This is a genomic window from Paenibacillus catalpae, from assembly GCF_900112695.1.
GTDB classification, from domain to species: domain Bacteria; phylum Bacillota; class Bacilli; order Paenibacillales; family Paenibacillaceae; genus Pristimantibacillus; species Pristimantibacillus catalpae.
Window position 1 is genome coordinate 1,738,162 of record NZ_FOMT01000001.1, and the last position, 25,837, is coordinate 1,763,998.

General features: G+C 49.9%; 21 protein-coding genes. 3 read left to right on the forward strand and 18 right to left on the reverse strand.

Annotated elements, in window-relative coordinates:
* Nucleotides 1–117: 117 nt before the first annotated feature.
* From BM200_RS07540 to BM200_RS07550, 3 genes are read right to left on the reverse strand one after another with little or no spacing between them, the layout of a single operon-like run.
* Nucleotides 118–1,989: an ABC transporter ATP-binding protein gene (locus BM200_RS07540; protein WP_091183270.1), complete on the reverse strand. Its 1,872-nt coding sequence runs from the start codon at nucleotides 1,987–1,989 to the stop codon at nucleotides 118–120.
* On the reverse strand, nucleotides 1,976–3,724 hold the full coding sequence (locus tag BM200_RS07545) for an ABC transporter ATP-binding protein (protein ID WP_091183272.1): 1,749 nt from the start codon (nucleotides 3,722–3,724) through the stop codon (nucleotides 1,976–1,978). Before BM200_RS07545 ends, BM200_RS07540 begins: the two co-directional genes overlap by 14 nt.
* A 33-nt stretch (nucleotides 3,725–3,757) precedes the next feature.
* The gene (locus BM200_RS07550) at nucleotides 3,758–8,158 is read right to left on the reverse strand and encodes a DEAD/DEAH box helicase (protein WP_091183274.1); all 4,401 of its coding nucleotides are present in this window, start codon (nucleotides 8,156–8,158) and stop codon (nucleotides 3,758–3,760) included.
* 202 nt (nucleotides 8,159–8,360) lie between these two features.
* Between BM200_RS07550 and BM200_RS07555 the strand changes: the two genes are divergently transcribed.
* Nucleotides 8,361–8,678, forward strand: coding sequence for a DUF5658 family protein (locus BM200_RS07555; RefSeq protein ID WP_091183276.1), 318 nt, complete (start codon nucleotides 8,361–8,363; stop codon nucleotides 8,676–8,678).
* A gap of 4 nt (nucleotides 8,679–8,682) precedes the next feature.
* Here BM200_RS07555 and BM200_RS07560 read toward each other — a convergent pair whose 3' ends face one another.
* The 9 genes from BM200_RS07560 to BM200_RS07600 form a co-directional block, all read right to left on the reverse strand.
* Nucleotides 8,683–10,797: a WG repeat-containing protein gene (locus BM200_RS07560; protein WP_091183279.1), complete on the reverse strand. Its 2,115-nt coding sequence runs from the start codon at nucleotides 10,795–10,797 to the stop codon at nucleotides 8,683–8,685.
* A gap of 116 nt (nucleotides 10,798–10,913) precedes the next feature.
* Nucleotides 10,914–11,105 (reverse strand): DUF6954 family protein, encoded by a 192-nt coding sequence (locus BM200_RS30800; RefSeq protein WP_425434529.1) that lies wholly within the window; start codon nucleotides 11,103–11,105, stop codon nucleotides 10,914–10,916.
* A 3-nt stretch (nucleotides 11,106–11,108) separates the two neighbouring features.
* Nucleotides 11,109–11,480: a glyoxalase superfamily protein gene (locus BM200_RS07565; protein WP_091183601.1), complete on the reverse strand. Its 372-nt coding sequence runs from the start codon at nucleotides 11,478–11,480 to the stop codon at nucleotides 11,109–11,111.
* Between the two features lie 229 nt (nucleotides 11,481–11,709).
* On the reverse strand, nucleotides 11,710–12,057 hold the full coding sequence (locus tag BM200_RS07570; RefSeq protein WP_091183281.1) for a VOC family protein: 348 nt from the start codon (nucleotides 12,055–12,057) through the stop codon (nucleotides 11,710–11,712).
* Nucleotides 12,058–12,090: 33 nt separating this feature from the next.
* On the reverse strand, nucleotides 12,091–12,546 hold the full coding sequence (locus BM200_RS07575) for a VOC family protein (RefSeq protein ID WP_091183284.1): 456 nt from the start codon (nucleotides 12,544–12,546) through the stop codon (nucleotides 12,091–12,093).
* A gap of 534 nt (nucleotides 12,547–13,080) precedes the next feature.
* A complete protein-coding gene (locus BM200_RS07585) occupies nucleotides 13,081–13,635 on the reverse strand; it encodes a GNAT family N-acetyltransferase (protein ID WP_091183289.1) in 555 nt (184 codons plus the stop codon).
* A 137-nt stretch (nucleotides 13,636–13,772) separates the two neighbouring features.
* On the reverse strand, nucleotides 13,773–14,189 hold the full coding sequence (locus tag BM200_RS07590; RefSeq protein WP_091183291.1) for a hypothetical protein: 417 nt from the start codon (nucleotides 14,187–14,189) through the stop codon (nucleotides 13,773–13,775).
* A 46-nt stretch (nucleotides 14,190–14,235) separates the two neighbouring features.
* On the reverse strand, nucleotides 14,236–15,033 hold the full coding sequence (locus BM200_RS07595; RefSeq protein WP_091183294.1) for a class I SAM-dependent methyltransferase: 798 nt from the start codon (nucleotides 15,031–15,033) through the stop codon (nucleotides 14,236–14,238).
* A gap of 34 nt (nucleotides 15,034–15,067) precedes the next feature.
* The gene (locus tag BM200_RS07600) at nucleotides 15,068–15,811 is read right to left on the reverse strand and encodes an SDR family NAD(P)-dependent oxidoreductase (protein ID WP_175532778.1); all 744 of its coding nucleotides are present in this window, start codon (nucleotides 15,809–15,811) and stop codon (nucleotides 15,068–15,070) included.
* A 337-nt stretch (nucleotides 15,812–16,148) separates the two neighbouring features.
* On the opposite strand from BM200_RS07600, the gene BM200_RS07605 reads away from it, so the two are divergent.
* Nucleotides 16,149–16,442 carry a Dabb family protein gene (locus BM200_RS07605; RefSeq protein WP_091183298.1) on the forward strand — a complete coding sequence of 98 codons (294 nt, stop codon included), beginning with the start codon at nucleotides 16,149–16,151 and terminating at the stop codon, nucleotides 16,440–16,442.
* Nucleotides 16,443–16,505: 63 nt separating this feature from the next.
* Here BM200_RS07605 and BM200_RS07610 read toward each other — a convergent pair whose 3' ends face one another.
* The 5 genes from BM200_RS07610 to BM200_RS07630 all read right to left on the reverse strand — a co-directional run bounded on the left by BM200_RS07610 (nucleotide 16,506) and on the right by BM200_RS07630 (nucleotide 22,569).
* On the reverse strand, nucleotides 16,506–16,976 hold the full coding sequence (locus BM200_RS07610; RefSeq protein WP_091183301.1) for a DinB family protein: 471 nt from the start codon (nucleotides 16,974–16,976) through the stop codon (nucleotides 16,506–16,508).
* A gap of 99 nt (nucleotides 16,977–17,075) precedes the next feature.
* The gene (locus tag BM200_RS07615) at nucleotides 17,076–17,336 is read right to left on the reverse strand and encodes a hypothetical protein (RefSeq protein WP_091183304.1); all 261 of its coding nucleotides are present in this window, start codon (nucleotides 17,334–17,336) and stop codon (nucleotides 17,076–17,078) included.
* A complete protein-coding gene (locus BM200_RS07620) occupies nucleotides 17,329–18,051 on the reverse strand; it encodes a YwaF family protein (RefSeq protein WP_091183307.1) in 723 nt (240 codons plus the stop codon). Before BM200_RS07620 ends, BM200_RS07615 begins: the two co-directional genes overlap by 8 nt.
* A 142-nt stretch (nucleotides 18,052–18,193) precedes the next feature.
* Complete coding sequence (locus tag BM200_RS07625) at nucleotides 18,194–19,135, reverse strand: aldose epimerase family protein (protein ID WP_091183311.1); 942 nt, start codon at nucleotides 19,133–19,135, stop codon at nucleotides 18,194–18,196.
* Nucleotides 19,136–19,218: 83 nt separating this feature from the next.
* Complete coding sequence (locus BM200_RS07630; protein WP_091183313.1) at nucleotides 19,219–22,569, reverse strand: DUF5107 domain-containing protein; 3,351 nt, start codon at nucleotides 22,567–22,569, stop codon at nucleotides 19,219–19,221.
* A 159-nt stretch (nucleotides 22,570–22,728) separates the two neighbouring features.
* Here BM200_RS07630 and BM200_RS07635 point away from each other — a divergent pair, with 159 nt between their 5' ends.
* The gene (locus BM200_RS07635; RefSeq protein ID WP_091183315.1) at nucleotides 22,729–23,619 is read left to right on the forward strand and encodes an AraC family transcriptional regulator; all 891 of its coding nucleotides are present in this window, start codon (nucleotides 22,729–22,731) and stop codon (nucleotides 23,617–23,619) included.
* A gap of 23 nt (nucleotides 23,620–23,642) precedes the next feature.
* Here the strand turns inward: BM200_RS07635 and BM200_RS07640 are convergent, their stop codons facing one another.
* Nucleotides 23,643–25,763 (reverse strand): alpha-galactosidase, encoded by a 2,121-nt coding sequence (locus tag BM200_RS07640; protein ID WP_091183317.1) that lies wholly within the window; start codon nucleotides 25,761–25,763, stop codon nucleotides 23,643–23,645.
* Nucleotides 25,764–25,837: the final 74 nt, after the last annotated feature.

Genomic DNA, 25,837 nt, shown 5'->3' on the forward strand with positions numbered 1-25,837 from the left:
TGCCCTAGTATAACAATTTCTGCTAGAGAGCACAAATGATAGAATAGTCATGAAAGAATGATAGGATCGCAAAAAAAGCCGGACGGATTCCTCATAGAATCAGTCCGGCCTTTTGGATTATACCGTTAAATTCCGGTGCATGCCGTAATAGATACCTTCCCTCTCCATTAACTCATCATGGGAGCCTTGCTCCGCAATGATGCCCTTGTCTATGACGAGAATAGTGTCGGCATTCTGAATCGTAGAGAGCCGGTGTGCAATGATGAAGCTGGTGCGTCCCTCCATCATTTGAAGCATGGCCTCTTGAATCCGAAGCTCCGTCCGGGTATCTATGCTGCTGGTCGCTTCATCCAGAATAAGAATGGACGGCTCTGCCAGAATGGCTCTTGCAATCGCAAGCAGCTGGCGCTGACCTTGGCTAAGGTTGCCTCCATTTTCCGTCAGCGGCTGGTCATACTGCTGAGGCAGCCTCCTGATAAAGCCATCCGCTCCCGCCATGCGTGCCGCGTTCCGTATTTCCTCATCCGAGGCATCCGGCTTGCCGTACTTCAAATTGTCCTTTACCGTCCCGGAAAATAAATACGTATCCTGCAGCACGATCCCAAATGCCCGGCGGAGACTGTCTCGTGTATAATCACGAATATCAATTCCGTCGATCAATATTCGTCCGCCCGTTACATCATAAAACCGGCTGAGCATATTGATAACGGTCGTTTTCCCGGCCCCTGTAGGTCCAACCAAGGCCGTGCTGCTGCCGGCTTCCGCCTTGAAGCTGATTCCTTTCAGAATCTGAACATCGCTCCGGTAGCCAAACTTCACGTTCTCGAAGACAACCTCGCCTTTGGGATTGCTTAGCTTAATGGCAGCAGGCTTGTCTTCCGTCTCTTCTTGTTCGTCCAATACTTCGAATACCCGCTCGGCCCCTGCGATACCTGACTGGAGAATGTTGTAGGTGTTCGCCAGATCCATCATTGGGCGGACAAATTGACGGGAATAGCTCAGGAAGCTGGCAATGACGCCAACGGTAATCATCCCTTTTACCGCCAGAATGCCTCCCGTAATCGCAACCGCCGCAAAGCCGACGTTATTGATGACGCTAAGGAGAGGCATCATAAAGCCGGACCAGATTTGCGCATTGGTGCTTACCTTGCGCAGCTCATCATTATCCTTGCGGAAATCCGCGATCGTGGTCTCCTCATAGTTAAATGCTTTGACAACCTGGAAGCCGGTAATCGTCTCCTCAATCTGACCGTTTAATCGGCCAAGCTGAGCTTGTTGATTTTTAAATAACGCACTTGTACGCTTGGTAATCGTCTTCGCCAGCAGGTACACAAGAGGCACCGTAATAAGGCTGGCAAGTGTCAGCAATGGACTAAGCACAATCATCATAATCAGGGAGCCTAGCAGGGCAATGGAGCCGCTCATCAGCTGTGCGGCGGTCTGGGAGACGGAAGTACTCACATTATCGATATCATTGGACAGCCGGCTCATCAGCTCCCCGTGCCTCCGCGTGTCGAAATAAACCAGCGGCAGACGCTGCAGCTTCTCGAATAACGTGCGCCGCAGCCGGCTCACGATCCGCTGGGAGATGCCTGCCATCATCCATCCCTGCAGGAAAGATAGTGATGCGTCCGCCATATAGGCCGCTACCAGTGCAATCAGCACCATGTGCAGCAGATTGAAATCAACTGCGTCCTGGCCGCCAACCATTGCATTAACGGCTACGCCGATTAAATAAGGTCCTGACAGCATGATAGCGGAATCGATAAGGATGAAACCAAACACCATCGCGAGCTGCTTGCGTTCTCCGCTCAGGTAGCCCCACAGCCGGAATAAGGTCGCCCGGAAATTTTTCGGCTTCTGCTTCTGTCCTCCGCGGCCTCCAAAGCCGGGACCGCCTGGACCGCCTGGACGTCCGGCCATCGGAACATTTACTTCCTGACGGGCTTCGCTGCTATTATTCGTACCCGATCCGTTAGGCTGAGGCATGATTGTCAACCTCCTTGCCGATCTGCGAGCGGTAAATTTCCTGATAAACCCGGCAATCCTTCAGCAGACTGTCATGGCTTCCCATGCCTACAATTTCTCCGTCATCCATCACAATAATCGTGTTTGCATCCTTCACAGACGAGATCCGCTGGGCAATTAACAGACAGGTCACATCCTTTGCGTAGTCATTAATAGCACGTTTGATGGAAGCCTCGGTCGCACTGTCTAGCGCACTGGTGCAATCATCGAGAATTAGAATATCAGGCTTTCGAATGAGTGCTCTCGCAATCGAGATCCTCTGCTTCTGGCCGCCCGAGAAGTTGACCCCGCCTTGGCCAATCAACGTGTTATACCGCTCCGGCAGTTCAGAAATAAACGCATGAGCCGAAGCCATTCTGGCGGCTTTAACGACCTCGTCCATCTCCGCATCCTGTTTGCCGATTCGGATATTGTCGATCACCGGACCGGTGAACAGAACCGATTTTTGCGGAACAATTGCAATCCTTTCTCTTAACTGATGGGCATCCAAATCACGGATGTTCATGCCATTGATTCTTATGGCGCCGCCGGTTACATCATAGAAACGCGGGATCAGGTTAACCAGGGTGCTTTTCCCTGAACCGGTAGAACCGATAATAGCCAGCGTCTCGCCGGGCTTGCAGCTGAAGCTGATCGACTTGAGGACGGGCTCGCCATCGGGACCCTCGTAAGAGAAGGTAACGTCGTCAAACTCGATTGTGCCTTTCCCCTCCAGCTCTTTAACCGGGGCTTGCGATGCGTGTTCCGTCATCGGATTCGTCTCCGCAAGGACCTGAATGATCCGACCCGTTGAAGCCTTCGCCCGAACAAACATGTTGAAGATCATCGTCATCGTAGTTAGAGAGAACAGGATTTGGGTCATATAGTTTACGAAGGCAATGATATGACCCACCTGCGTATGGCCGTTGTTCACCCGGATCCCTCCGAGCCAAATAACCGCCACGATCCCGATATTCATCGTAAGCGTAACGCCTGGGCTGAACACCGCCATCAACCGCTGGGCTGAGATCGAACGGGCCTCGTACTGCTTGTTAATCCCGTTGAATTTATCAACCTCCAGATCGAACCGGTTAAATGCCTTGACAACTCTGACCCCCGACAAGTATTCGCGCATTACGCCGTTTAACCGGTCAAGCGCATTTTGCACCTTCAAGAACAAGGGCAGACCAACCTTCATATTCAGGACAATCATTAACCCAACAATCGGAATGACAATCATAAGGACGATAGATAAGTAAGGATTTAGGCGGAAGGCCATAACAAAGCCCCCGACACAAAGCATAGGCGCTTTGACGAAAATCCTCATCATGCCGTTGACGAAGTTTTGCACTTGAGTGACATCATTCGTCAAACGGGTAACGAGCGACGCGCGGTCATAGCGGTCAACGCTTTCAAAGCTTAATCCTTGAATTTTCTCGAACAAATCCTGACGAAGTTCCGCGCCAAACCGTTGGGACACCATGCTGGAGACGATATTGCGGCCCGATGCCGCAAGAGCGCCTCCGAGTGTAATCAGCAGCATCCAGCCTCCGAAATGGAGCACCTTGTCCATCTGTTTGGCCGCAACCCCTTCGTCCACAATATGCGACATCATGGTCGGCTGCAGCAAATCAGCCAAGGCTTCAATACTGACCAGCAGAACGGAAAAGGTGAACAACAGGCCATATTTTCTGACGTATTTCATCATGTGCTGCACGTGTAGATCCCCCTTCATTGAACGAACACTCGCTTATTTCAATTGGCTTTGCCACAAAACAAGCGACTTCTGATCGCTCTCCGCACCTAATTCCTTCAGAAGAGCCCCTTCTTTCGTTAAAGCTACCGTCTCCCCATTCCAGCGTTCCACAACAATCTTGGAGAGATGCTGGCGGCGCAGCAATGTCATAAAGATCCATTTCAGCTCATCTGTTGAAGGGAGCTTTCTTGAATCCGGCTGCGCCATGGAGTGGATCCGTTTCCCGTTGTTCTCGATCCAGTACAGCCATTGATCCCCCCGGATCACGAGAAAATGCCCCGGCTTTCTGGCAAAGGCACAATCTTGACCTTCCGGCCAATCCATCAGAAGGCCAAAGGGATTCGCCGGGTCAACGGCAGATAACAGCGTTAGTGTTTCACTCGCACCTGACCCTGCTTGGAGAGGTTTGCGGATCATATCTGCCATGTCCGGTGTCGTAAACTGCATCGTAATCGCACCTTCAATGAACAGCCCGCGCGTCAAGGTGCCCCATTCCTCCAGCTTGCGGAGAACCGGCAGCAGGCGATCCCAGCTGTATGGCGTAACCGAAGCGGCAAGCTCCTTGGTGATAATCCCGTACGTATCCAGCAGATGACGGATCCAATGCATTTCGGGAGGATCTGCAATCGGTTGAGCTTGTTCCGGCAGATCCTCTGCCAAGCTTCCGGTCCAATACCATCTGCCAAGTCCCGAGCCCGTCTTCGCCCAATCCTTGCCCTTCTTAAGCGTTAATAACCGAAGAGGTGCGAACTGGTCGTTGGATGCATGTCCTTCCCACGCAAGATCAAGCAATGCCGATAAAACTTCCGTTGGAAGCTTCCCGGTCTCTCTTGCCAGCCGGGTTAAGAAGCTTGCCCCGCTTCGTTTAAGCAGTTCAAGCAACTCGGGATGGGAAGCGGCTTGCTCTTTACTCCCAGCCAGATAAGGCTCATAGATGGAACGGCTGCCGGTGAGGAAGAAAGCCACTTTTCCTTCCTTTTCCCCCTGCAGTTTCTTACCGATCCATAAAACTTCGCCAGTGGCACACAGCAGATCAAGCTCTTCTTTCCGGTAGTCCGCCATTCGTGAAGGGAATACAACCGATTCCCAATGGGATAACGGGAGAAAAATCCCTTGAAGCCGCTCAATGACCAGCTTCAAGCCTTCACTGCCGCGAAGCTGCGCGCCTTGCAGCGCATGCTGCCGGAGGGCGATCTGTGCGCACCACCGGATCGGTGATGCCGGCTGCACCTGCCTCCTGGCTTCACCAATCGACAGCCGGATCATACGCTCCGCCGCGCGCCGGCTTGACCAGATCCGTTCGTCAGGCGAAGCCGCAAATGGCGCCTGATCCAGGCTGCCTTCCTCCCTGAGCTTGTCAACGAGCCTTTTTGCCTCGATCAAAGACAGCTTCGGGTATCTTTCGCATAACTCAAGCTCCGTGAAGGCGATACGGTTATCGGCAAAACGGCGGATTATAAAGGCAGCCGCTTCATTCGAAGTCGGGAAGGCTTCATAAATGTCGAGCTCGTCCCGGCAAATCCACCGGAATTCCTCCTCCGGTGTATCTTCCGATGGCTGATATTCGGCCAGCTCACCGGTCCGAACCAGCTGTTCCACCCATTGCAAGACTTGTGTGCCGGCCAGTTGAATCAGTTCATCTGCTGCCAGATCACCTCGGCGTTTCAACAGCCGAACAACATCTCCGGCTTCACGCAGCTCAGACTCCGGCTCCGACAGTCTTTGCCGTTCGGCCTCCAGAACTTGCTCGGGTATAGCACTGCGAATAGCCTGCTCGCCGAACAAGCGGCCAGCCAATTCCTTGCTGACGTTCATCAGCTGCATCTGAATGGCAGGATCAAGTCCATCGCCTTCATAGATCCGCATATTAACGTAGTCGGCCAGAAACTGGGTTGCCATTGGGGACGGGTACTCCGTCTCCTTGACCATCACCTCAATTTTGCCTTCCTGAATAGCGGTCAACATGGTGCGAAGATCGTCCAGAGACAAATATTCATGAAGACAGGCCTTCATCGCTTCCGTCAAATAAGGAAAATGCTCGGCGTATGGCAATGCTGAGCGGAGCAGCTCCTCGCTTCTAAGCCGTTTCTGCCACAGCGGCGTACGGCCGAAGCTGCGGGACAGCAGAAGCGAGGTCTCGGCAATATGCCGGAAGGCAATCGCAAGCAGCGGCGAGCCTGTAATGGCTTCGGTCAGCAGCGATTCTACGTTGGCAGGCGTGACCTGCCAGATCGTCTGCAGCCAGGACGAATCCCACTCCGGCAGCACGAATTCAATGCCATTGTCCTTGGCGTTGCCGTACAGCCGATAAGGCAGGAGCAGCTCAAACTGCCGTTCAATCGCCAGCAGCCAAGTCCGGTTAAGACGTCTGCCAAACGGATTATGCACGATGACATGCGTCTGATTCATCAGATCGCGGTAAGCTTCGATGACGATGCGCTTATCTGTCGGCAGCGCGCAAAACGATTGCTGAGAATGGATCAGCGATAACAGCTGCTGGGCCGTGTAATCATCCATCTGGTAATGCGCAGTCAGCCAGCTGATCAGCTGTACCTCATCCTCGCTTTGCAGCCGCTCTTCGACTTCCGCTATAAAAGCTCCGACCTTTATGCCAAGCGAATAGGTTCTTCCGAGTCCTTCAGCACGCCAAAACGGTATCTCGCTAAAGCGATTGCCCGCCTCGGACACATAGACCCGGTCTTTATCAATCCGGCGGATCATCCAGCCGTTCATGCCAAGCTGGAATACATCGCCTACCCGGCTCTCTTGAACAAATTCCTCATCAAGCTCACCAAGGTGAATACGGCTGTCGACATGATGCACCGGGTAGGCCGAGCTTGAAGGAATGGTTCCCGCGCCGGTCAGCGCGCCAATCATCGTATTCCTGCGCTTCACGAGCTGATCCGTGTCGCGGTTCCAGTCCAGCAGCGGCCGCATAAACGGGTAAAAGCCGGCCAGTACCTGCAGCATGCCGCGAAGCTTGCCTATCGGGAAGCTTCGGTAGCTGTCACTTCGGGCGATCAGCCGGTGCAGATCGCCCACCGCCATGTCCTCCGCAGCAACGATGGAGATCGTCTGCTGCGACAGGACGTCAAGCCGATCCCGCGGGATCCGGATCGGCTCAATATCCCGCTCGGCGATCAACCTGCCGAGCACCGCCATCTCCGGCAGCACGCCCCGCTGCCGGGCAACCATCGCGCCGCGGCTGGCGCTGCCGACGGCGTGTCCAGCACGGCCGATCCGTTGAATGCCGGATGCGGCCTCAATTGGTGAATCGAGCTGAATAACCAGCTCGATATGTCCCACGTCGATGCCAAGCTCGAGCGATGAAGTGGCCACAATGCAGCGCAGCTCGCCGGCTTTCAGCATCCGCTCTACCTCGAGCCTTCGCTCCTTGGCGATACTGCCGTGATGGGCTCTTGCCATTTCGTAGCCGGCATGATCATTCAGCCGCAGACATAAACGCTCGCATAACCGACGGCTGTTCACAAAAATGATCACCGAACGGCAATCCGACATCAACGCAAATAGCCTGTCCAGAATCGGGAGCCATACCGCGTCACGGGTCTGCATCGGCTGCGATTGATCAGGCATCGTTAACGATACTTTAAGCTGTTTGCTCATATGGCTTTCCACAATCGTTACCGGACGAGGCAAATAGCCCAGCGGATGACGGAACGCTTCACTCTCCGTTTCTTGACGATGCGCAACCGTCTCGTCGGAAAGAGCTTCCTGCCAGCCGCCAAGAAACCGGGCAACCCGCTGCAATGGCTTTTGAGTAGCAGACACGCCTATCCGTTGAATCCGCCTGCCGCACCACTCTTCTAACCTTTCCAGCGATAAAGAAAGATGGGAGCCCCGCTTATCGGCAGCCAAATCATGAATCTCGTCAATGATGGCATAAGAAACTGTCCTTAGCATCTCTCTGCCCTTCTCGGAGGTCAACAGGATATACAGAGATTCCGGTGTTGTCACCAAAATATCCGGAGGTTTACGATACATGGCGGATCGAACCGAGCTGGTCGTATCCCCTGTCCGGACTCCGCTCCGGAGACCCGGCCAGCTGTTATCCGATGAAGCCGCAAGCTTATCGATCTGCTCGATAAAAGCAACCAGATGATCATGGATATCATTATTGAGCGCCTTCAGCGGCGTAATATAAATCAGCCTGACACCAGCCTGTCGCTGCTGCTGTTTCATGCGTGCAATACCGTCAAGGCAAGGAAGCACCGCCGCCAATGTTTTACCCGACCCAGTCGGAGCGGCAATCAGCGTATTATCGCCTGCTGTAATCGCTTTCCATGCTTGACGCTGCACGTCGGTCGGCTCCCCGAAAGAAGCCTCGAACCATTCCGCCAGGGATGGATGAAAAGAGGATAATGTCGAGCTTTGCAAGGCTCTCAGCTCCATCTGTTTAAAGTTCAATCCATTTCTTTTACCACTATATTATATCAGCACAACCATGCAAGCGCCAAAACGAAAAAACAGCGCACAGAAAACCCCTCACCGGGATTTGCTTATGCGCTAACTTGCTTTAGCTAGATACAAAATGTATCATTTCATTATACCATACTTTCCTACGACGGGATGTGCTGGAATGTCTGTCCTTTTACGATTGCCGCTGCGGGGCATGCTGCTATGGCTGTTATTTTTCAGCCTGACCGACGCGGTCTTTACCGATATCGGGATTAGATTAGAACTAATAACCGAGCTGAATCCATTTGTTTCATGGCTATATAACTGGCATTCCATTGCTTATTACGGCGTAAAGCTGATGTTTCCTATTCTTTTTCTTCTGATCTATCCGCAGCTGAGAACCCGCTTATGGATCCACTATTCGGCCGCTATTCTGTTCCTGATCTACCTAGTCGTCAATTTGTATCACTTACTGTGGGTGGCTCTAGCCCTCATGTAACCGATCAAGGATGAAACGAACGCCAGAAGTCGCCCTTCTCATCAATGATATTCATAATCTGCGAGAAAGGGATCTTGAAATCAGGAAAACCGGCTGCATAAGGCGCGATCTCGTATGGTTCAAAATAGACGTGCAGCGCATCCTGTGTCACGTAAAATGGCTGGTCCGGCTTAATCCCCTTGTACGTATCCGGGAATACATAATCATATTGCGGATCCGTCTTAATCTGCTCTCCTACAATATCACTAATTACTTTCACATAATTACTGCCTGGTTTAAACAGATCGTTCAACGTATACATGTCGCCATTCGTAACATTGATATGCGCATAAACCTGGGTCGGCATGCCATGTGCAGCCCCGGCCGGATAATTATAACCATCCATCTCGATTTGCAGAAGGTTCTTCTTGAACATAGTTACATTAAAATCTCCGCTATACGTATAGCCTAACTGCTCATCGCCAGAGACCGGCTTCACTTGTGACATCACTTTTAACGTTTCGTTCAACCGTTCCTGCGCAGAATGGTCTGCGATTCCTTCAACAGCAGGATAATAAACAACATAGTCCTTGTTCGGCTTATACTTATGCTCCCTCACCAAATAAGGCAAGCGGAGCGGAATAACATTATTTGGCTCCCAAACTATACGGCCGTTTCGATTCGCGTATTTGATCCGCTGATCAATATTAACCTGAATCAAATCATCTTCCAGCTTTAAAGTTCCGCTTCCTTCGAACCGCGGGTAACCTGGAGCCGGATTCCCGCTTGTATTAATGAAGAAAGTTGTCTTACCGTTGCTTGCGGAAGCAAGACCTTTCCTGTATTGCTGCACGTCGGTGTAAATAAATTCCGTCAAGCGTTTGCCATCCGAATCAAAAATGGCATACATCGAACCAAGAAAAGTCTGATCCGGATCAATCGCCTTGCCGACTGCATAACGCTGCTGGCCAATAGCCGTTATATCATTATAGATCGTCTGGATGACCAGATTACCTTTCGTGTCAATCAGGCCGTATTCCGAGCCAAAGTCCTCCGCATTATTCACAATTGCCCGACCATTCTGGAATGGAAAAGCCATCGAATAGGTCGGTTGGATTTTCACCGTGCCCTTCTCGTTAATATAGCCGTATTTCCCATTAACCGTTTGTTGGAAAGGTAATAATCCATCCCCAAGCACCCCGACAAAAGGATAATGAAATTCGGCCTCCTTCGAGCCGTCATGACGAATTAACGCATACTCATTCTCTTTGACCTTCACAATGGCATGTCGGTTCGAGAAATCGCTGGCATCTTCATAACGCAGCGGAATGACTTCTTTGCCGGAGCGGTCCACATAACCATACAACGTTTTTCCGTCGGCCGTCTGATTATTCACCATAGCTCTGCCGTCATGCATATCCGCCATGTAGGAGTACCCTTGGCTCATGACAATATCACCCGAATCATTAAGCAGCCGGTATTTGCCTTTCTCGTCAATAACGACGGCTCTTCCTTCCGAGAAAGGAGCAATGTAGCTGTATTTCGGTCTGACGAAATAAGCTCCGGTCGTGTTGATTAATCCATTCCCGTTATCCTCGCTTACAATGGCAAGCCCGTTGGTCTGGAAATCGTTTGCATAATCAAAACGGGCTGGGATCACCATTGTGCCTATACCGTTAATGTATCCCCACCTGGTCCCGTTCGTTGTCTTCTCGGATCCTGGATACAAAGAAATCGCCCGCGTTTCGAGAGTCCGATCATCAGGGACAATGTTACGGAATCCCTTTGGGCTCCATTCATAGACGGAACGTCTCGTCTGTTCCTCGCCAGTCCGCCAATTAATAATTAGATTATTAACCATGCGGGTTGTGACAGGAGCAGCTGTCAGTTCTGCTACACCATAACCTTCGCCTTTTGCCGCTGCAGCGATCATCCAGCCAATATGCCGGTATTGCAAAATATGGACATAAAGCTCATCTTCCCAGCGATACACGACCGTCAGCTCCGGAACGCCGTCCCCGCTTAAATCCTGCGGATAAATCGCATATTCATTGGGAGGATTCTCCATCATGACCAGCTCCGCACCCGGAGGCAGCGAAGATTGCGCCAATCGAATAATCTGATCGTTGATCCAGTCCATTCGCCAAAGTCCCCTTTCCCAGCACGTTACATCAACTCACTATTCGTATGCGGGAAATAACGAGGAATATGACATTAGATTAGCAAGGCTTGGACTGCTTGCGATAGATCTATTGGTTATTTTTTCTTCCTGAATATCCAATACGTAAGGAGCGCAATAACAAAGTAGATGATGATGACCACACTTAAAGTAATCGTCCGCTCTGTCATACTCCCATCGGCAAACAGCACAGGTCCTAAACCAAAAAACGTCACTAGCAGGAACACTGCTAACAAGAGTATACCTGGAAGTATTCGTATGCCCCCCACCTCCTATTTGTCCAACAAATATTCACAAAAAACAATCCGGTTCCCGAACGGATCACCGATCCTGCACTCAAGACTATTCCACGATGTCTCTTCGAGTCCGGGTCTTGCATATTTATATTTTTTATCCAACAATTCCTTATGTAATTCTTTTATACCTGACATTTCAATCCGGACAGCACCGCCAGGACTGCAGTCTCCATGATGTTCGCTCAGATGAAGCCTAATATTCCCTATGGAAATCTGCATGTATACCGGCGTATCCGGTTCAAACCGGTGTTCCCAGTCCACCGTGAATCCAAGAAAATCCAAATAAAATTCTCTAGCTTTCGCTTCATCAAAAATCCGAAGAATCGGCACCAGCTGCTCAAGCTTCATCATCATCAGTCTCCCTTGTGACTTTATCCGGTAATAGTCTCTATCAAATTCTCAATGGGTCCAATGCATTGCTGGACTTCGTCAATATGATAAAAGGTCGTCGTGGCTGAGGCAACATTGTTAATATTTCTGAAGCTGGACGCAATATAAAACTTCATGATGCCTCCCCTATCCGTTAGGATGAAAATGGCTGCTGACGCAGCCTTAATACTGTTCACAGGTAGTAATATCACTTACACACCATTAGCAGGTTTCCATCCGGATCCTTGAAATTAAACCAATGACCATTCTCAATTCCTGTCGTTAATTCAACATTCTTCTGCCGCATAAATTGATAAGCCTGTTCGATATCTATAGTATGGAATTGGAATGCGGGCACCGTGTACACATTCTCAGGCGAATAAATTTTGCTGTCCAATATAATATCAGGTCCATCCATAGGAAGGACATAAATATGTCCAAAAAAGATCTCGCCATCTGTTGGCAGCCCTAGAATATCACAATACCAGTCACGAGCCTTTTCAATATGGCTTACCGGTATAAAGACCCCATTGATTTTATTGGAAATAGGATTCATATACATCCTGCTTTCTTATAAAGGAATAATTGCTTACACCTTTTGACGCATTGCACCTAGAACGATATTGTAGCCATCGAGATCATGAATATGGGCGTTCTTAAATTCCCATCCTCCATGTTCCCCAATAAATGGTTCGAGCCCAATTAGTCCACCGCTGCTGCGGACTTCTTCCATATATTCGTCAAGTTCTTCCCAACCGATATGAATAAAAGAATCCCATCCGTATTCCGGGCCTTCCCAATCCGTTGGATAGCTTGTTCGCTTAGCAGAAACGACATTAGGTTTGACGTCCTTACTTGAAACAGCTTGCTGGAGGATAAAGCAAACCTCATCACGTTCCGCATGTCCCCAATCATCAATCGTAAATCCAAGACAATCACGGTAATAAACTTGTGACTTCTGTAAATCTGAAACGAGCCGTACCTGGATCGGTTTGCCCAGTTTAACTTTGGATATTCCTTTTTCTTCATTTAGTTGCTCACTCATGAGAGATTCCCCCAATTCCAAATGTAGGATTATTGAGTTTTAGGATAAATCACATTTACTTTTAAGCTCATCCTCTGATCTCCTCCGAACTTGAGATAAGTTGCACAGAGTAACTTCGACAAGTCCGAAACTTTTACCTTTATTATCCAAAGCTTATCACAGACACAAAATGAGAACAAGTGTTTGCCTTTTGGCAGAATTGTGGTATGATTTTCTAAATCAGTTATAGAGGAGATAGTGAGATGATCCAGAATAAAATCCTTCATGATTTCGGTGTTCCTGGCTAAGATCATTGGAAAGCATTGAGGTCGGCGTATTCCTATCGCGGAGAACAAATGGTCAATAAGCGAAATCATTGCTCATCTCTTTAATTGGGATCGATATCTCATATCTGAAATACTGCCTGTTGTTCAAATGGGCAACGAAATGACATTCCCCGATTTTGATACTTACAATAAACGAGCATCAAATTACATACCTGCTAGACACAATATATAAACAAACAGCTGCCTTCTCAGGCAGCCCGTTTGTCATTCACCCATAATGTGTCTCATATTCAATCTTCGTGAGACCATAAATATATTCATCATGATGTTTGCCGTTTGTGAAGATCATGTCCCGAATCCTTCCTTCTTGAACAAATCCAAGATGCTCCTGCAAGGCAATTGATCCGTCATTAAAAGCATAGACATGAGCATTCACTTTCTGATACCGCAACTCTTTAAAGTAATATCTCAGGATAATTGTAACTGCATCGGTAGCATATCCCCGGCGCCAATGATCCCGGAATATGGATATACCGTATTTGAATGTTCCGCTTCTAGGGTTGCAATGAATGGTGCATATGCTTCCAATTAACGTGCCGTCTAACGTCTCGATTGCCAGGAAAGCATTATCTCCATCATAGGTATTAGCAGATTGGTGCTCTGCCCATTGTCTCGTACCTTCCTCTAATCTTGGAAAATGGATCTCATCACATAACCTGGCATTATCCGAATCCAAGTCATTGTTATGAAACTTGTCCCAATCTGATAGCAGAACCGGTCGTAATCTGACCTTCTTGCCTGCCCATATATAAGCTATGTTCATTTTAACCCCCCGTATGAAATGACTTGAAAATCATAGAAGCTCCGATTCTACTATTTTCAACAGTTTGGTTCGGAGCCCTTCGCCTTCCATTTTATAAAGCATAGATACTCAGCTCCTCCACTACTTCAAATATTGATTTAATTCCCATATATGATTACTCTCAACTCGTCAGCATCAGCTTTCGGTATTTTGTATCCAAGTCCACTCTTGGCTGTATCGACCAGCAAGCCAGTACTATCCGGTTTATTGTCTATATTGAGGACGTATTGTATTTGGGTATCGTCTTCAAAGGACACAAACATCCGAAAAATAACGCCATAATCAAGCTCGCCTTTTATTTTGACTGCTTTATTCATTGCACCTTCAAAGCTGCTCAATTCGCCTGCACTAGTTATCCGCTTATGCTCGAATGGAGGATTTTCAAAATTGTTGCATAATTCGGCGCACTCCAGACTAATCGAGACTATTTTATTCTCATTTCGGTTAACAGAATTACAACTAACCATCCCTGCTGCTAACAAGATGATCATAAAAAATTTCCAGGCTCTATTCATCTCCTGTCACCTCTAAATCCTTCTCTACTCTCTTGAAGCCATTCACTCATTTAATGGCTTTGACCGATAGCCATTGCGGAATCGCAGCGGATGGATTTTGCCGCCAATCGGTGTAGCTGTCCACTTCTTCAGTTGTCAAATGCTCACCTTCGTCCGTCGAATCATCCACCCAGAACCAACCGTCCTCCGCATACAGCTCTTCAATGTGTTTTACGCTAAGATTAGAAGATAGCATCGCATTCAAGATATCCTGCAATCGCCAATTGTATGTCGGTACCTCTCCGAAAGGCCCTGTTAAATCATATGGTTTGTTTATGGTAAGGGCTTCTTTTGCCTTTATGCCAAATGGGCGCATGAACGGATGAATATCATACATCATGTACATCCCGTTCGGCTTCAGAACTCTCCTCACATTGTTATACATAGACGCCAGATCATGAATCCAAACATGAACACCATTAGAGGTGTAGACAAAGTCATATTCTTCACTTTGCACTTGTGACAATGTCATCGTATCCTCGCATTGGAAATCAATATCCCAGCCATATTTCTTTGCAATCATGGAAGCGTTATCCAATTGTCGCTCCGAAATATCGCAGGAGGTCACTTCAGCACCCAACAGATGAAACGCAAATACAGCATGGTTATCTCCGCTCGTGGGAACCAATATACGCTTTCCTGTAAAATCCGGGAAGGACTTTCTAATCATCTCATAAGTCGTAGGATGAAAAACGGAAGCCGGCGCTGCAATAATCCTCGCTATTGCTTCCTCTGTTCGATATTTCAGATACCAGGTATCCGACCACTCGTTCCAGCTGTCTTTGACTACATTTGCGCTGCTCATATTATTGGTCTCCTTCTCACCCGGATATTGTTACCTATTCCATTGCAGACACTTGATAAACATCGCCATTTTTCAACACCGGAGAACTTATGAAATGAATGATTTGTCGCGCTACGCGCGCAGGCTCAACCAGATTCCCTTCCGCTTTTTGTGCTGCAAAAAATGCTGACAATGCCATATCCGACTCACGGGCCGTCCGCTGCATCGGAGTATCCACCATTCCCGGATCAATGGCGAACAATTGAACGGCATTAGGTTCCTGCCCCTGTTCCATGCCCACAGATCGGGAGAACATATTTAATGCTGCTTTAGCGGAGCAATACAAGCTCATGCTTGGAGCAGGATACTTGGCTGATCCGGAAGAAATGTTCACGACCCTCCTTGCATGCCAATTAGAGGTTAAACGTATAAAAGCTGAGGTTAGAAGCATTGGAGCTGCTATGTTTAGCTGCACATTATTTAAAATTTCTTCATCTGTGCAGTCTTGGATTTCTTTAAGCGGGGTTACGGATGCTGCATTATTGATGAGGGTTATAGAATCCAAGCTGCCTGAATCTATATTAGCAATAATAGGCTGAAGAACTGGGGTTAGCTGTTTTATCCGGACAAGATCGACAGGATAAAAGGTAAACTTCCCTTCTGCGGATTGCCTACCTATATCTTCGTTATTTGTTCGGGATAGACCGATCACTTCATTACCTTCCCTCAATAGCTGTTTGGCCATTTCCGCGCCTAGTCCACTGGAAACACCCGTAATGATGTAAACATGATTTGCCAAGATGATCATCCTCCCCTCATTAATTTCAACATTTTTCCAATATAAACAAGATTAACATATCTCTTCTATCCATGTTTCAAATACTTACATCATTGCATGATTTTCCAAATAGCAAGTAATATGCTTTGTGAGAGTATGAGTGTTAGGCACGAGACCGCCTGAAGGAGTATGCTGCACAGCTGTATACAAGGAAGCCCGCAGCTTCAGCATCTTTTCATCCCGGCGCTTTGCTATTGATTAATATTAGCGAGATAATGTCACGATGAACTAGAAAAAACCTCCTGTTTCATGCTATAGTGCTTAAAGTTATTGATTTGAAGAAAGCGAGGAACGAAACATGATCGATCGCACAATTCTAGTGAAATTTGGCGAGCAAACGACAACTGCGCAGCTTCAGGAAATCGTTGACCGTTTTAAGGCATTAAAGCAGCATTTGACTGGTGTCGTTGAAGTGAACGCAGGTATTAACTTCTCGGACAATAACAAGGGCTACCAGCTCGTGCTTCGCGTCAGATTCGAAGACAAAGCAGCACTTGATGCATATGGTCCAAACCCGCATCATCAAGCCGTTGCGGCACTTATCCGCGAGTATGGCCGGGAAGACAGCATTGCAGCCAATATTGAAGTATAAACCCAAAAAAAGCGATTCGCTTAGCGATCGCTTTTTTATTTGCCTCTCTATTTTGAACTAACCTCAATCCCATATCTTCGGTCGTTTTACTCCCGCTGACCTTAAATAATCTAATAACTGACCTGAATGGACAGCTTCATGGTATGCAATTCTCATTAACATATCACCTAATGACCGTATGTACCCGACATCACATCTATCAATCTGTATCTCTGTTAAATCCTCATCTGCAAAAGATTTCACTGTACTCATAAATGCATCCCGATATGATTCTGAAAAGTGCAGCTCCTCTTTGAGCGTTGTAAAAGCACGCGTCTCATAGGGGGATTCGTAACTGGTCAGACTGCCTTTATTCAACAAAGCAAGATGGTAGTAGTGTTCACTGTCCAAGACATGGCGGATCATCTCTTGTATGCTCATGGCCTCTGGATCCGGTTTCCAGTCAAAATATTCCTCGGGGATGCTGTCCCAAATAATCAGACTTCTGCGACGAACCTCATTCAAGTTCTGAATTATAGCGTCTAAGGCTTTCATAACGACTTCCTTTCAAGCTCTATTTACCGTCAATTATACCAGAACTTACGTTCGCTATAAAACCCCCTCGCACAAAAAAAAGATTTCTTATGATCTTTCCTACTGATCCTTAGTCATACCAGGATTTCTAAAAGAACCAAATATTCCTATAAAAAGCCCGATTAAACCAAATGTAAACCCAAATCCTCTAGCTCCCTCAAAAGCTAATAAAATAATGACTCCAAACAGAGTTAAATGAATGCCTAATAAATGGACTTGCAAGATACTGGGCTTAATAAAGTCCAAGAATATTCCGGCGTAGAAGATAAGAGTAAGGATAATAATGAATACGGTTAGCATCATTAAACCAAAATCAAGCATTTCTCTCCTCCTTACGGCGTATAAAGGGCAGATACATAATCGTGAATGTTACAAGAGCAATGATTTCTTCCACTATCAAATAATAAGGATACGGCCCTAATAAATCCAATAAAGATGCGCCTTCCGGCTTATGCCTGAGGAACATGTAATTGGCACCCAGCCAGTAATCTGTACCACCGACGACTACGAGAAGAATGTTCAGAAATAGCATGGTCATCCAAATGGATTTCCAGGTCGGACGGAAGCTTTCGATCCATGTCATGTAGAGTGGGGCAAGTATAATCGCGATATGAACGATGAAGAAGTGGAAAAAACGAAAATGCGGAAACGGATAATCCAGATCCGGCGTAAACATCGCTTGCATCGCACCGCCAATGCCCGCGAAAAATACGATCTGATACAGCAACTTGCTCCGCGTAAAAAGCATGATTACGGCTAGCAGCTGCGAAATGCTGCAGAGCTCGAGCGGAAGCGTATATTTAACATCCCATAGTCCTTGAACGGCATACCAGTAATAGAGGACAATCTGAGGTGCAAGCAGGCCCAGGAGAATACTGTACCGTATAATCGTTTTTACAAGAGTATGGTCGCGTATGCCGGCTCGAAAGCAATATAGCAGAAGCGCCAGCATAACCAAGAGAACCAGCATAACGACATGCGAGGCGGAGTAGGGTATAAAATGGTCTGCGGCATAACGGGAAAAAAACGAAGGCAAATCATTCCCACCCTTCTTGGACGTCGTCGTTAAATGAAACGATAATTCGATAATAACATCTTCTATAGGTATAAATATACAAAAAGCCCATTTCTGGGCTTTTGCATATTTATAGATTCAGCTTTTGCTCATGCTCTCCCAATTATCTGTGTTCAAGCTCCAGCTCAAGGAACCATTCATAACGGCCATGTCCGGCAATAACCGCTATCTCCCCCTCGCTCCATGCCGTCGAAGCATCATCGAGGAACCCCGTTGCGGGTTCCAGCGCGACATGATATTGATTCAAATAACCGCCGTAATTCGCCCATACCGCCAAATATGGAACCTGCTCCTTCGGAAAGGTCATCGTAAGCTTCTCCTTGCTGACGGGATCATATAACGAGACCTTGCCTTCCGGCAGTCCTCCGTCAAAATAAAACTTCTCCGCCGTTCCCGCGCTTTCCGCCTCTACGATGTTGAGGCGAATGTCCGGCAACGGCTGGGGCCACGGAAGAAGAGTTCCTTTATCGCCTAGTCTGCGGTTATGCGAATAGGATACGGCGATTCGTTCCAGCCTTGCGGGAACGATAATCTCCATTCCGGCTTTCGCCTGAAATAAAGGATGCGCCGCCCATAGAAACGGAAGCGGATCAGGAGCTAAATTGTGAGCGATATAATCAATTCTTAACCGGCCATCATTTGTGAAGGAATAAGTCTTCTCCAGCCGGTAAGGCATTCTGCGGCCGTTCACGACGCAATGCAAGCGATCGTCCCGCAGCTCGCACTGCCATGGCAGCGACCAAACTTCGCCGTGATCGGGAAGGTCAATGCCCGTCCACGGCGATTGCTCCAGTCGGCAAGCGTCGACCGTCGGAAACATCTCGTCCCAGCCGCTTCCGTCGCTTTCCGCGAATGAACTGGCGTACCCTTTGTTGCCAAGCGGGATAGCTGTGCGGGACAGCCATTCTCTCCCCGAGATAACATCCTTCAGTGAAACAACCTTGCTGCCCAGCGAAGGAATAAGCGTCAGCTCCAGCCTTGAACTCCTGCCTCTAAAGGCATCATAACCTTCTGCCTTCACGTTCTCCCAATAAACACGGTTCATCCTCTTTGGCGCCCCCAGTTCTTTTCGTGATATTCGTCTATAAGAGCGTGCAGCACACTGACCCGTCCGCGCTGCACGCAGCCTTATGAGGATTGTTTCACAACGGAATTAAGCAGACTGCGGTGAACGGCGGCACCCTGATGGGCCGGTTCAAGCTTTAACACTTCGCGGAAGTGTTCTTCGGCTGCAGCAGTTCTACCGAGTCCCAGCTGGCCAAGTCCGATCATATAGTGGCAATGAATGCGATTCTTTTTGTCCAGATCCTCGTCAAAGACCAGGAAGTCCGGGAGCGACACGGCGAAATAATCAATCTTCTGCGGCTGGAACAGATGCTGCTCGCCGTAGTCGATCAGCTTGTTGAAGCGGCTGCGCGCTTCCCGCTCGCGGCCTAGCTCGCGCAACGCGATGCCTTGATAATAAATCATGTGAGGCGGCTGATCGTTGTAGAACATGGCGCTTGCCGGTTCATCCAGCCCTTCGGAAGCCAGCGACCAGTATGCTTGTGCCTGCTCAGAGCGCCTAAGGTTCTGATATGCGATTCCCAGATAGTAGTTGATATTGTTCTCTTGCGCACCCTCGAGCTTGCCCTCGTTAATGGACAACGGATATTGTTTGGCCGCTTCCAGCTGCTCTGCCGCTTCAACAGCTTGCCCCTGCTCCAGAAGCCGCTTGCCCAGTTCTACGCGGGCCAATACGTATTGAGCAGGCACCTTGCCTTCTCCGCCTTCCCACGGGTGGAAATGACGCGCGAAGATGAGCTTCAGCGCTTCTTCATGAAGGCCAAGCGAGTTGTGAAGCGTTACATATTCCAGGTATAAGTCGTCGCGCAGCTCGACCAGCTCTTTATGCCGCTCCATGATCTCCAGACGTTGTTCCGCCGTGTAGGCCAGCTTCTTGTACAGCTGGTCCAGCTCGTAGAAGATGCGGGCATCGTCCGGCGCCAAGCTCTGAGCTTTCTCAAGCGAAGCCAAGGCGGCTTCCGGCTTGTTTTGTTTATTGTAGTAAGCAAGCGCCAGATTGCGGTGTACGGTCGCGAAATCGCCGTCGATCGCGGCCGAAGCCTCCCAATTCGCCGCGGCTTCTGCGTGGCGCTTCTTGTCATACAGCAGGTTGCCTAGGTAATAGAATGCTCTAGCGTCATCCTCGCGCGACCGGACGGCATGGGATAAGGCCAAATAATCCGCGATCGTATTCGGGAAGCAGTAAACGGGACTTGCCTTCTGGCCAAGGGAGTAGTAGTGATTGCCGGTTATGCCTTGTCCGGTCATATGATGGTAATATCCTTGATAGTAATGCACCATCGGATAGACATGCCCTGCCGTCCGTTCCTCGATTCTGCCCAGCACCTCGAGCGCTTCCTCGTAGAATCCCGCGTCCGCATATTCTTGTGCCAGCGAGATGTAATTGTGAGCGTCGTCACGCATCAGGCCAACGAAAGCTTCCAGCGTTGCAGAGGCTTGCTCTTCCTTCCCGTCAAGCTGTTGGATGCGAACCCCTTCGCTCCGCGAGCCGAAATCCATTGGATCGAACTCCAATGTTTCGCGTGCCAGCTGCCCGGCCTCTTCGATGCGGCCCATTCTGCGCAATAGCGCGGTTTTTAATAAACGGGCCTTGCGGTTACGGTACTGGGAATGCAAGGAATGATCAACAAGCTCCAGTGCTTCCTCGTACTTTCCGCTGCCTGCGGCCAGCTGGGCAAGAGCAAAATAACCCGCGGCTTGCCAAGCTCCTGACCAGACGGATTTGTAGAAAGCGGCGAACGCTTCCTCGTCGCGCCCTTGCCATTTGAGCACCTTTCCCAGATGGAAGAACGGTTCTGCGTCGTACGGCCGGGCGTTATGGCGCGTCAACGTCTCGATCGCACGGCGGAAATACGTTTCGCTTTCCGCGAACTGGCCGCGCCGCAACAGCAACAAACCGTAAGTGTTGTTAAGGCGAATATCTCCCGGATCGCGTTTGAGACCTTCCAAGTAATAAGGATCGGGCTCATAGGTAGCGTGCCGATACTGCTCCAAGTGCTGACCGGCGAGGAATAGCGCCTCCGTGCTGCGAAGCTCCTCGGGCTCGCCAATCGCTTTCGCCGGATCGGGCAGCTCCTCCAGCTGCTTCCGCTGCGGACGATACTTAACCAGCTCCTTGCCGTTCTCCGCCAATACCAAGAGCAATAAGTCTTCCTCTTTCTCCCCCTCTTCCAGCACCGCCGCTTCCGAGAAAACCTGGGAAGGCGATAAAGGACGCGTTAGATCGATATAAGTGCGGCTCGCGCCCTTCAATACGATCCTGGCTTGCTCGAAGACGGATGTCGCATAAACGTTTATCCTTGCCTGCGCGCCTTCGATTTCCAAATTGACCGCGGCATCAATAGTGGCGTTTTTCACCATGCCGACATCCTTGTAAGGCATGAAATATTGCTTGAAGCTCTTCTCCTCGTATGGTTGCAGCCATGTAAAGTCCGGCTGATTATCCGTATAAACGCCGGTCATCAGCTCGATGTACGGTCCATCCTCGTCCGTCAGGTTCCGGTCCCATGCCTGGCCGAATTCGCCATGCCCCCAGGTCCATTGTTTTTTGCCGGGAGACACGTGTTTATTTGCGATATGAAGAATGCCCGCCTTTACGTTGTGGTCATAACCGCCAACGAAATCGTAATCCGACCGGTACGCCATATACGAGGTTGGCACCGGTATGTTGCGGTAACGGGAAATGTCGACTCCTTCGGAGTAGTCCATTTTGTAATAGGTCCCGGTCGCGATCGGGAATTTGGATACATCCCGCTTGCCATGGTCAAAGACGGCATGAACATCCGGCGGGAATACGGACTGTGTATGGTCGTTAACCGCCACGGCCGGATTGGCCCACCACAGGAACGTTTGCGGCTCGGAAGTCCGGTTGAACAGCTGCGCGCTAATTTCCAGGTAAGCCTTCCCCGGGTAAAGGGTGAAGCCTGTCGTTACTTTGGTTCCGTACATTCTGTCAATCTCTCCAACCCATACGGTCTTGCTGCCGTCCGCGTTCTCCCGAATATCGCATTCGACCGGTCCGTAGGTGTTTGGACGGTGATGCTGCGGCCAGTTGAACTCGATGCCCCCGGAGATCCACGGTCCGGCAAGTCCGACCAAAGCCGGCTTGATGACCCGGTTATAATAGACAAAATCATAATCGTTGGTTTTGTCCACGGCCCGGTAGATTCGGCCTCCAAGCTCGGGCATAAGTTGAATTTGCACGTATTCATTCTCCAAGAAGACGATCCGGTACGGCTTCATCACCTTCTCGTCGTAAATCTTGTCAATGACGGGATGCGGATAGACGCGTCCCGAGCTGCCTTGATAGACGCGCTTCTCCAGAAACATCGGATTGCGGTCCGGTTGCCCGACTTCATAGGTGGGCAGCTCCACTGTCTGCTCCCATACTTTCACTTCAGTCTGTGTAGTCATTACATTCATCCTCCCAGCGATAACATTCTCATGGGTTAATCGTACGGAAATTCATCGAGGATCGCCATTGACAATCAAAGGATAATGATGGACAATATGATGATTAATTTGAAGGCATGGAAACACATTTTACAGCTTGATTGGAGGATGACTCGAAGTATGGATAGACTATTAAAGGAAGACGGCTTCCCCTCTCAGAAGCTAATTGTTCTTCCCGATCATATATTGGCCGAGTATGCCGCCCATCCTCTTATTCGCCCTCTTCATATTACGGATATCGGATGCTTTCCTCATGCGCGGCATCATTATCGGCATCGCCCGGAAGGAAGCGAAGCCTATATCGTCATGTATTGCACGGACGGGAGCGGATGGGTCACGCTGGATGGCGAGCGGCGCCATGAAGTTCGCAAGGGCGAGCTTACCGTAATCCCTGCCGGCACGCCTCATGAATATGGTTCGTCGGAAGAGGAGCCCTGGACGATTTATTGGCTGCACCTGAAAGGCGAACTTGCGTCATCCTTCTTCGGCGAGTATGGGAAAGCAGCTCCCGTGCCGATCCCGGTGGAGCGTTCTTTGGCCATTATCGGGCTGTTCGACGAATGCTACGAGCTGCTGCTGAAAGGCTATACGCTCGATCATGTCGCATACGTGTCGCAGCTCGCCTGCCATCTGGCGGGGATGATCCGGCTTGTTCATGCGCGGCGCCAAGCCTTCCCAAGCCCGCGCAGGCAGCTCGATATCGAGAAAGCTGTCGAGTACATGACGGAGCATCTGGAGGACAATGTGTCGCTGGCGGAGCTGGCGGCGCAAGCAGCGCTGTCCGTGCCCCATTTTACCCAATTGTTCAAAAAAAAGACCGGCTATTCGCCGATCGACTATTACTTGAGGCTGAAGATTCAGCTGGCCAGCCAATACCTGGATCTGACCGACCTTAGCGTCAAGGCGGTTGGCGTACGCGTCGGCTTCCAGGACCCTTACTACTTCTCTCGCTTGTTCAAAAAAATAATGGGGAAGTCTCCTTCCGAGTACCGAAGCACTCATAAAGGATAACTTCCCCATCATACTAGAACTGGTTATTTCTGTTCCCGGATATGGTACATGAGGCTGTCAAAGTCGCCTCTCAGCGGCAGCTCAATGCCGATTCGCATAAGCGCCCTTCCGCTGTGCGCACCCTCAATGCCGTCAATGGTATAGTTCTTGTCCGGATTCAAACCTTGCAGGAGCAGGCGAGGGAGCCGGTCTCCAAACTTCTGAGAGTGCAGGAAGGCAAGCAGAACGCTTTCTTCTTCCCCGCTTCCGCCTGCGCCGACGTATTGCACAGCCTCCACGCCCTTATGCTTCAACATGCTCAAGCGATATTGCCGGCCTTCTTGCACCAGCGGACGCACAGTTTTGTATTGCGCCACCAAAGCTGCCGCTTCCGTAAGCTGCTCTTCGCTCCAATGGTTCAGGTTGGCTCCAATGCCCAGCGTGCCCGTCATGGCACTGTGGAAGCGATAAGGGATCGAAGTGACGCGTTTGTTCATCCCGCTTATCTCTTCCGTCACCCAGCAGGTCATGAACTTCGGTGCGTAGACATACGAGAAGCCTTCCTGAATGCTTAGCCGGTCGAACGCATCGGTATTGTCGCTTGGCCACGCCTGGTCAGCGTAACGCAGCATGCCAAAGTCGATGCGGGAACCGCCGCCTGCGCAAGTCTCGAATGCGACATGAGGGAATCTCTCGCGCAGCTCCGACCAGATCTCGTACAGGCTGCGCACATGGCGAACCCACAGCTCCTTCTGCCGGTTGAGCGGATGATTCGACATCCCCGGCTCGGTAATCGTCCGGTTCATATCCCACTTGACGAAGGAAATATCATGGCGCTCAAGCAGATCCGTCATAAAGCCTATAATGTAGCTCTTCACTTCAGGCATGGAAATATTAAGGACAAGCTGGTTGCGCAGCTCTGTCCGCGATCGTGTCGGGAAATGGTACACCCAATCGGGATGCTGCCGGTACAGTTCGCTGTCCGGGTTAACGGCTTCCGGTTCTACCCAGATACCAAACTCCATGCCTAGTCCCCGCACCTTGTCGATCAGCTCGCCAAGTCCACTTGGGAATTTCTCCGGATTAACGGTCCAATCTCCTAGCCCCGCGCGGTCATGGTTGCGTTGACCGAACCAGCCGTCATCGATAACGAACAACTCCACCCCAAGCTTGGCCGCACGCTCGGCAAGAGCTGTCTGGTCCTGAACGTTGACATCGAAGTACGTCGCTTCCCATGAATTGTACAATACCTTGCGCAGTGCCCGGCCGGGTGCCAGAGCTTCATACTGATTCCGGTGCAGCAGGCGGCTCATCGAGCCGAACCCGCCGGAGACGTATCCCCCGACAAATGTTGGAGTCTCAAAGCTTTCGCCCGGTGCAAGCGTCCATTCGCTGTCAAAGTCGTTGATACCGCCCGTTACCCGCACAAGATCAAACGCCGTCTTCTCCGCAACGATCTTCCAGTTGCCGCTCCAGGCGAGCGCGCCAAACCATACCTCACCGGATTCCTCCGTTGCTCTTCCGTTGTCGATCGCGAACCAAGGATTTGCGTGTCCGTCGGTAAAGCCCCGCCGGGACTCCAATACCTTCTTGCCTTCCGACAGCGCCGTCTCCCTCAATTGAAATTCACCGGCCCACTTGCCCGTTACATGCGTAAGGCGGTAGTCCTCAAGCAAAGGCATTGTCCAGGCGGCCGATTGGGCGCTCTCCAGCACAACATCGTGGCTGCCGGTATTGACGATGACAACGGATCGTTCAATTAAATCCATCCCCGCCACAACCGCGTAGGTCAAACGCGCTTCAATCGGGTATGTCTCGTCCTTCAGCATAATCGTCAGCGTCTCTTTGTTTCCTGCATTCTCAATCCGATATCCGTCATACCTAAGGCGCAAGTCGCGCACGCCATCGTGCAAGCGAACCTTCAGCGTTGGCTCCATATACGACAATCCGCCCCAGAAGGCATATTCCTCGGCTTCGCGGTCAAGGGCGGCATCGAAAGAGCTGTGCGAGCGGGAGCCCATGAGAGGCGCGCAATCGGCAGCATGAACGGGAGCTCCCCAGTACAGATGCTGAAGGATGCCTTTGTCGTTCAGGCCAAACACGTAAGAGCTGCTCTTCGTCGAGATCGAAAACAACTGCAAATTTGAATCAAATTGTATAGTCAAGTGAATCACCTCAGGTATTTGATGCGCTAATCGTACGGAAAATCGCGGCGCGATTCCATTAACGATATGCGGAT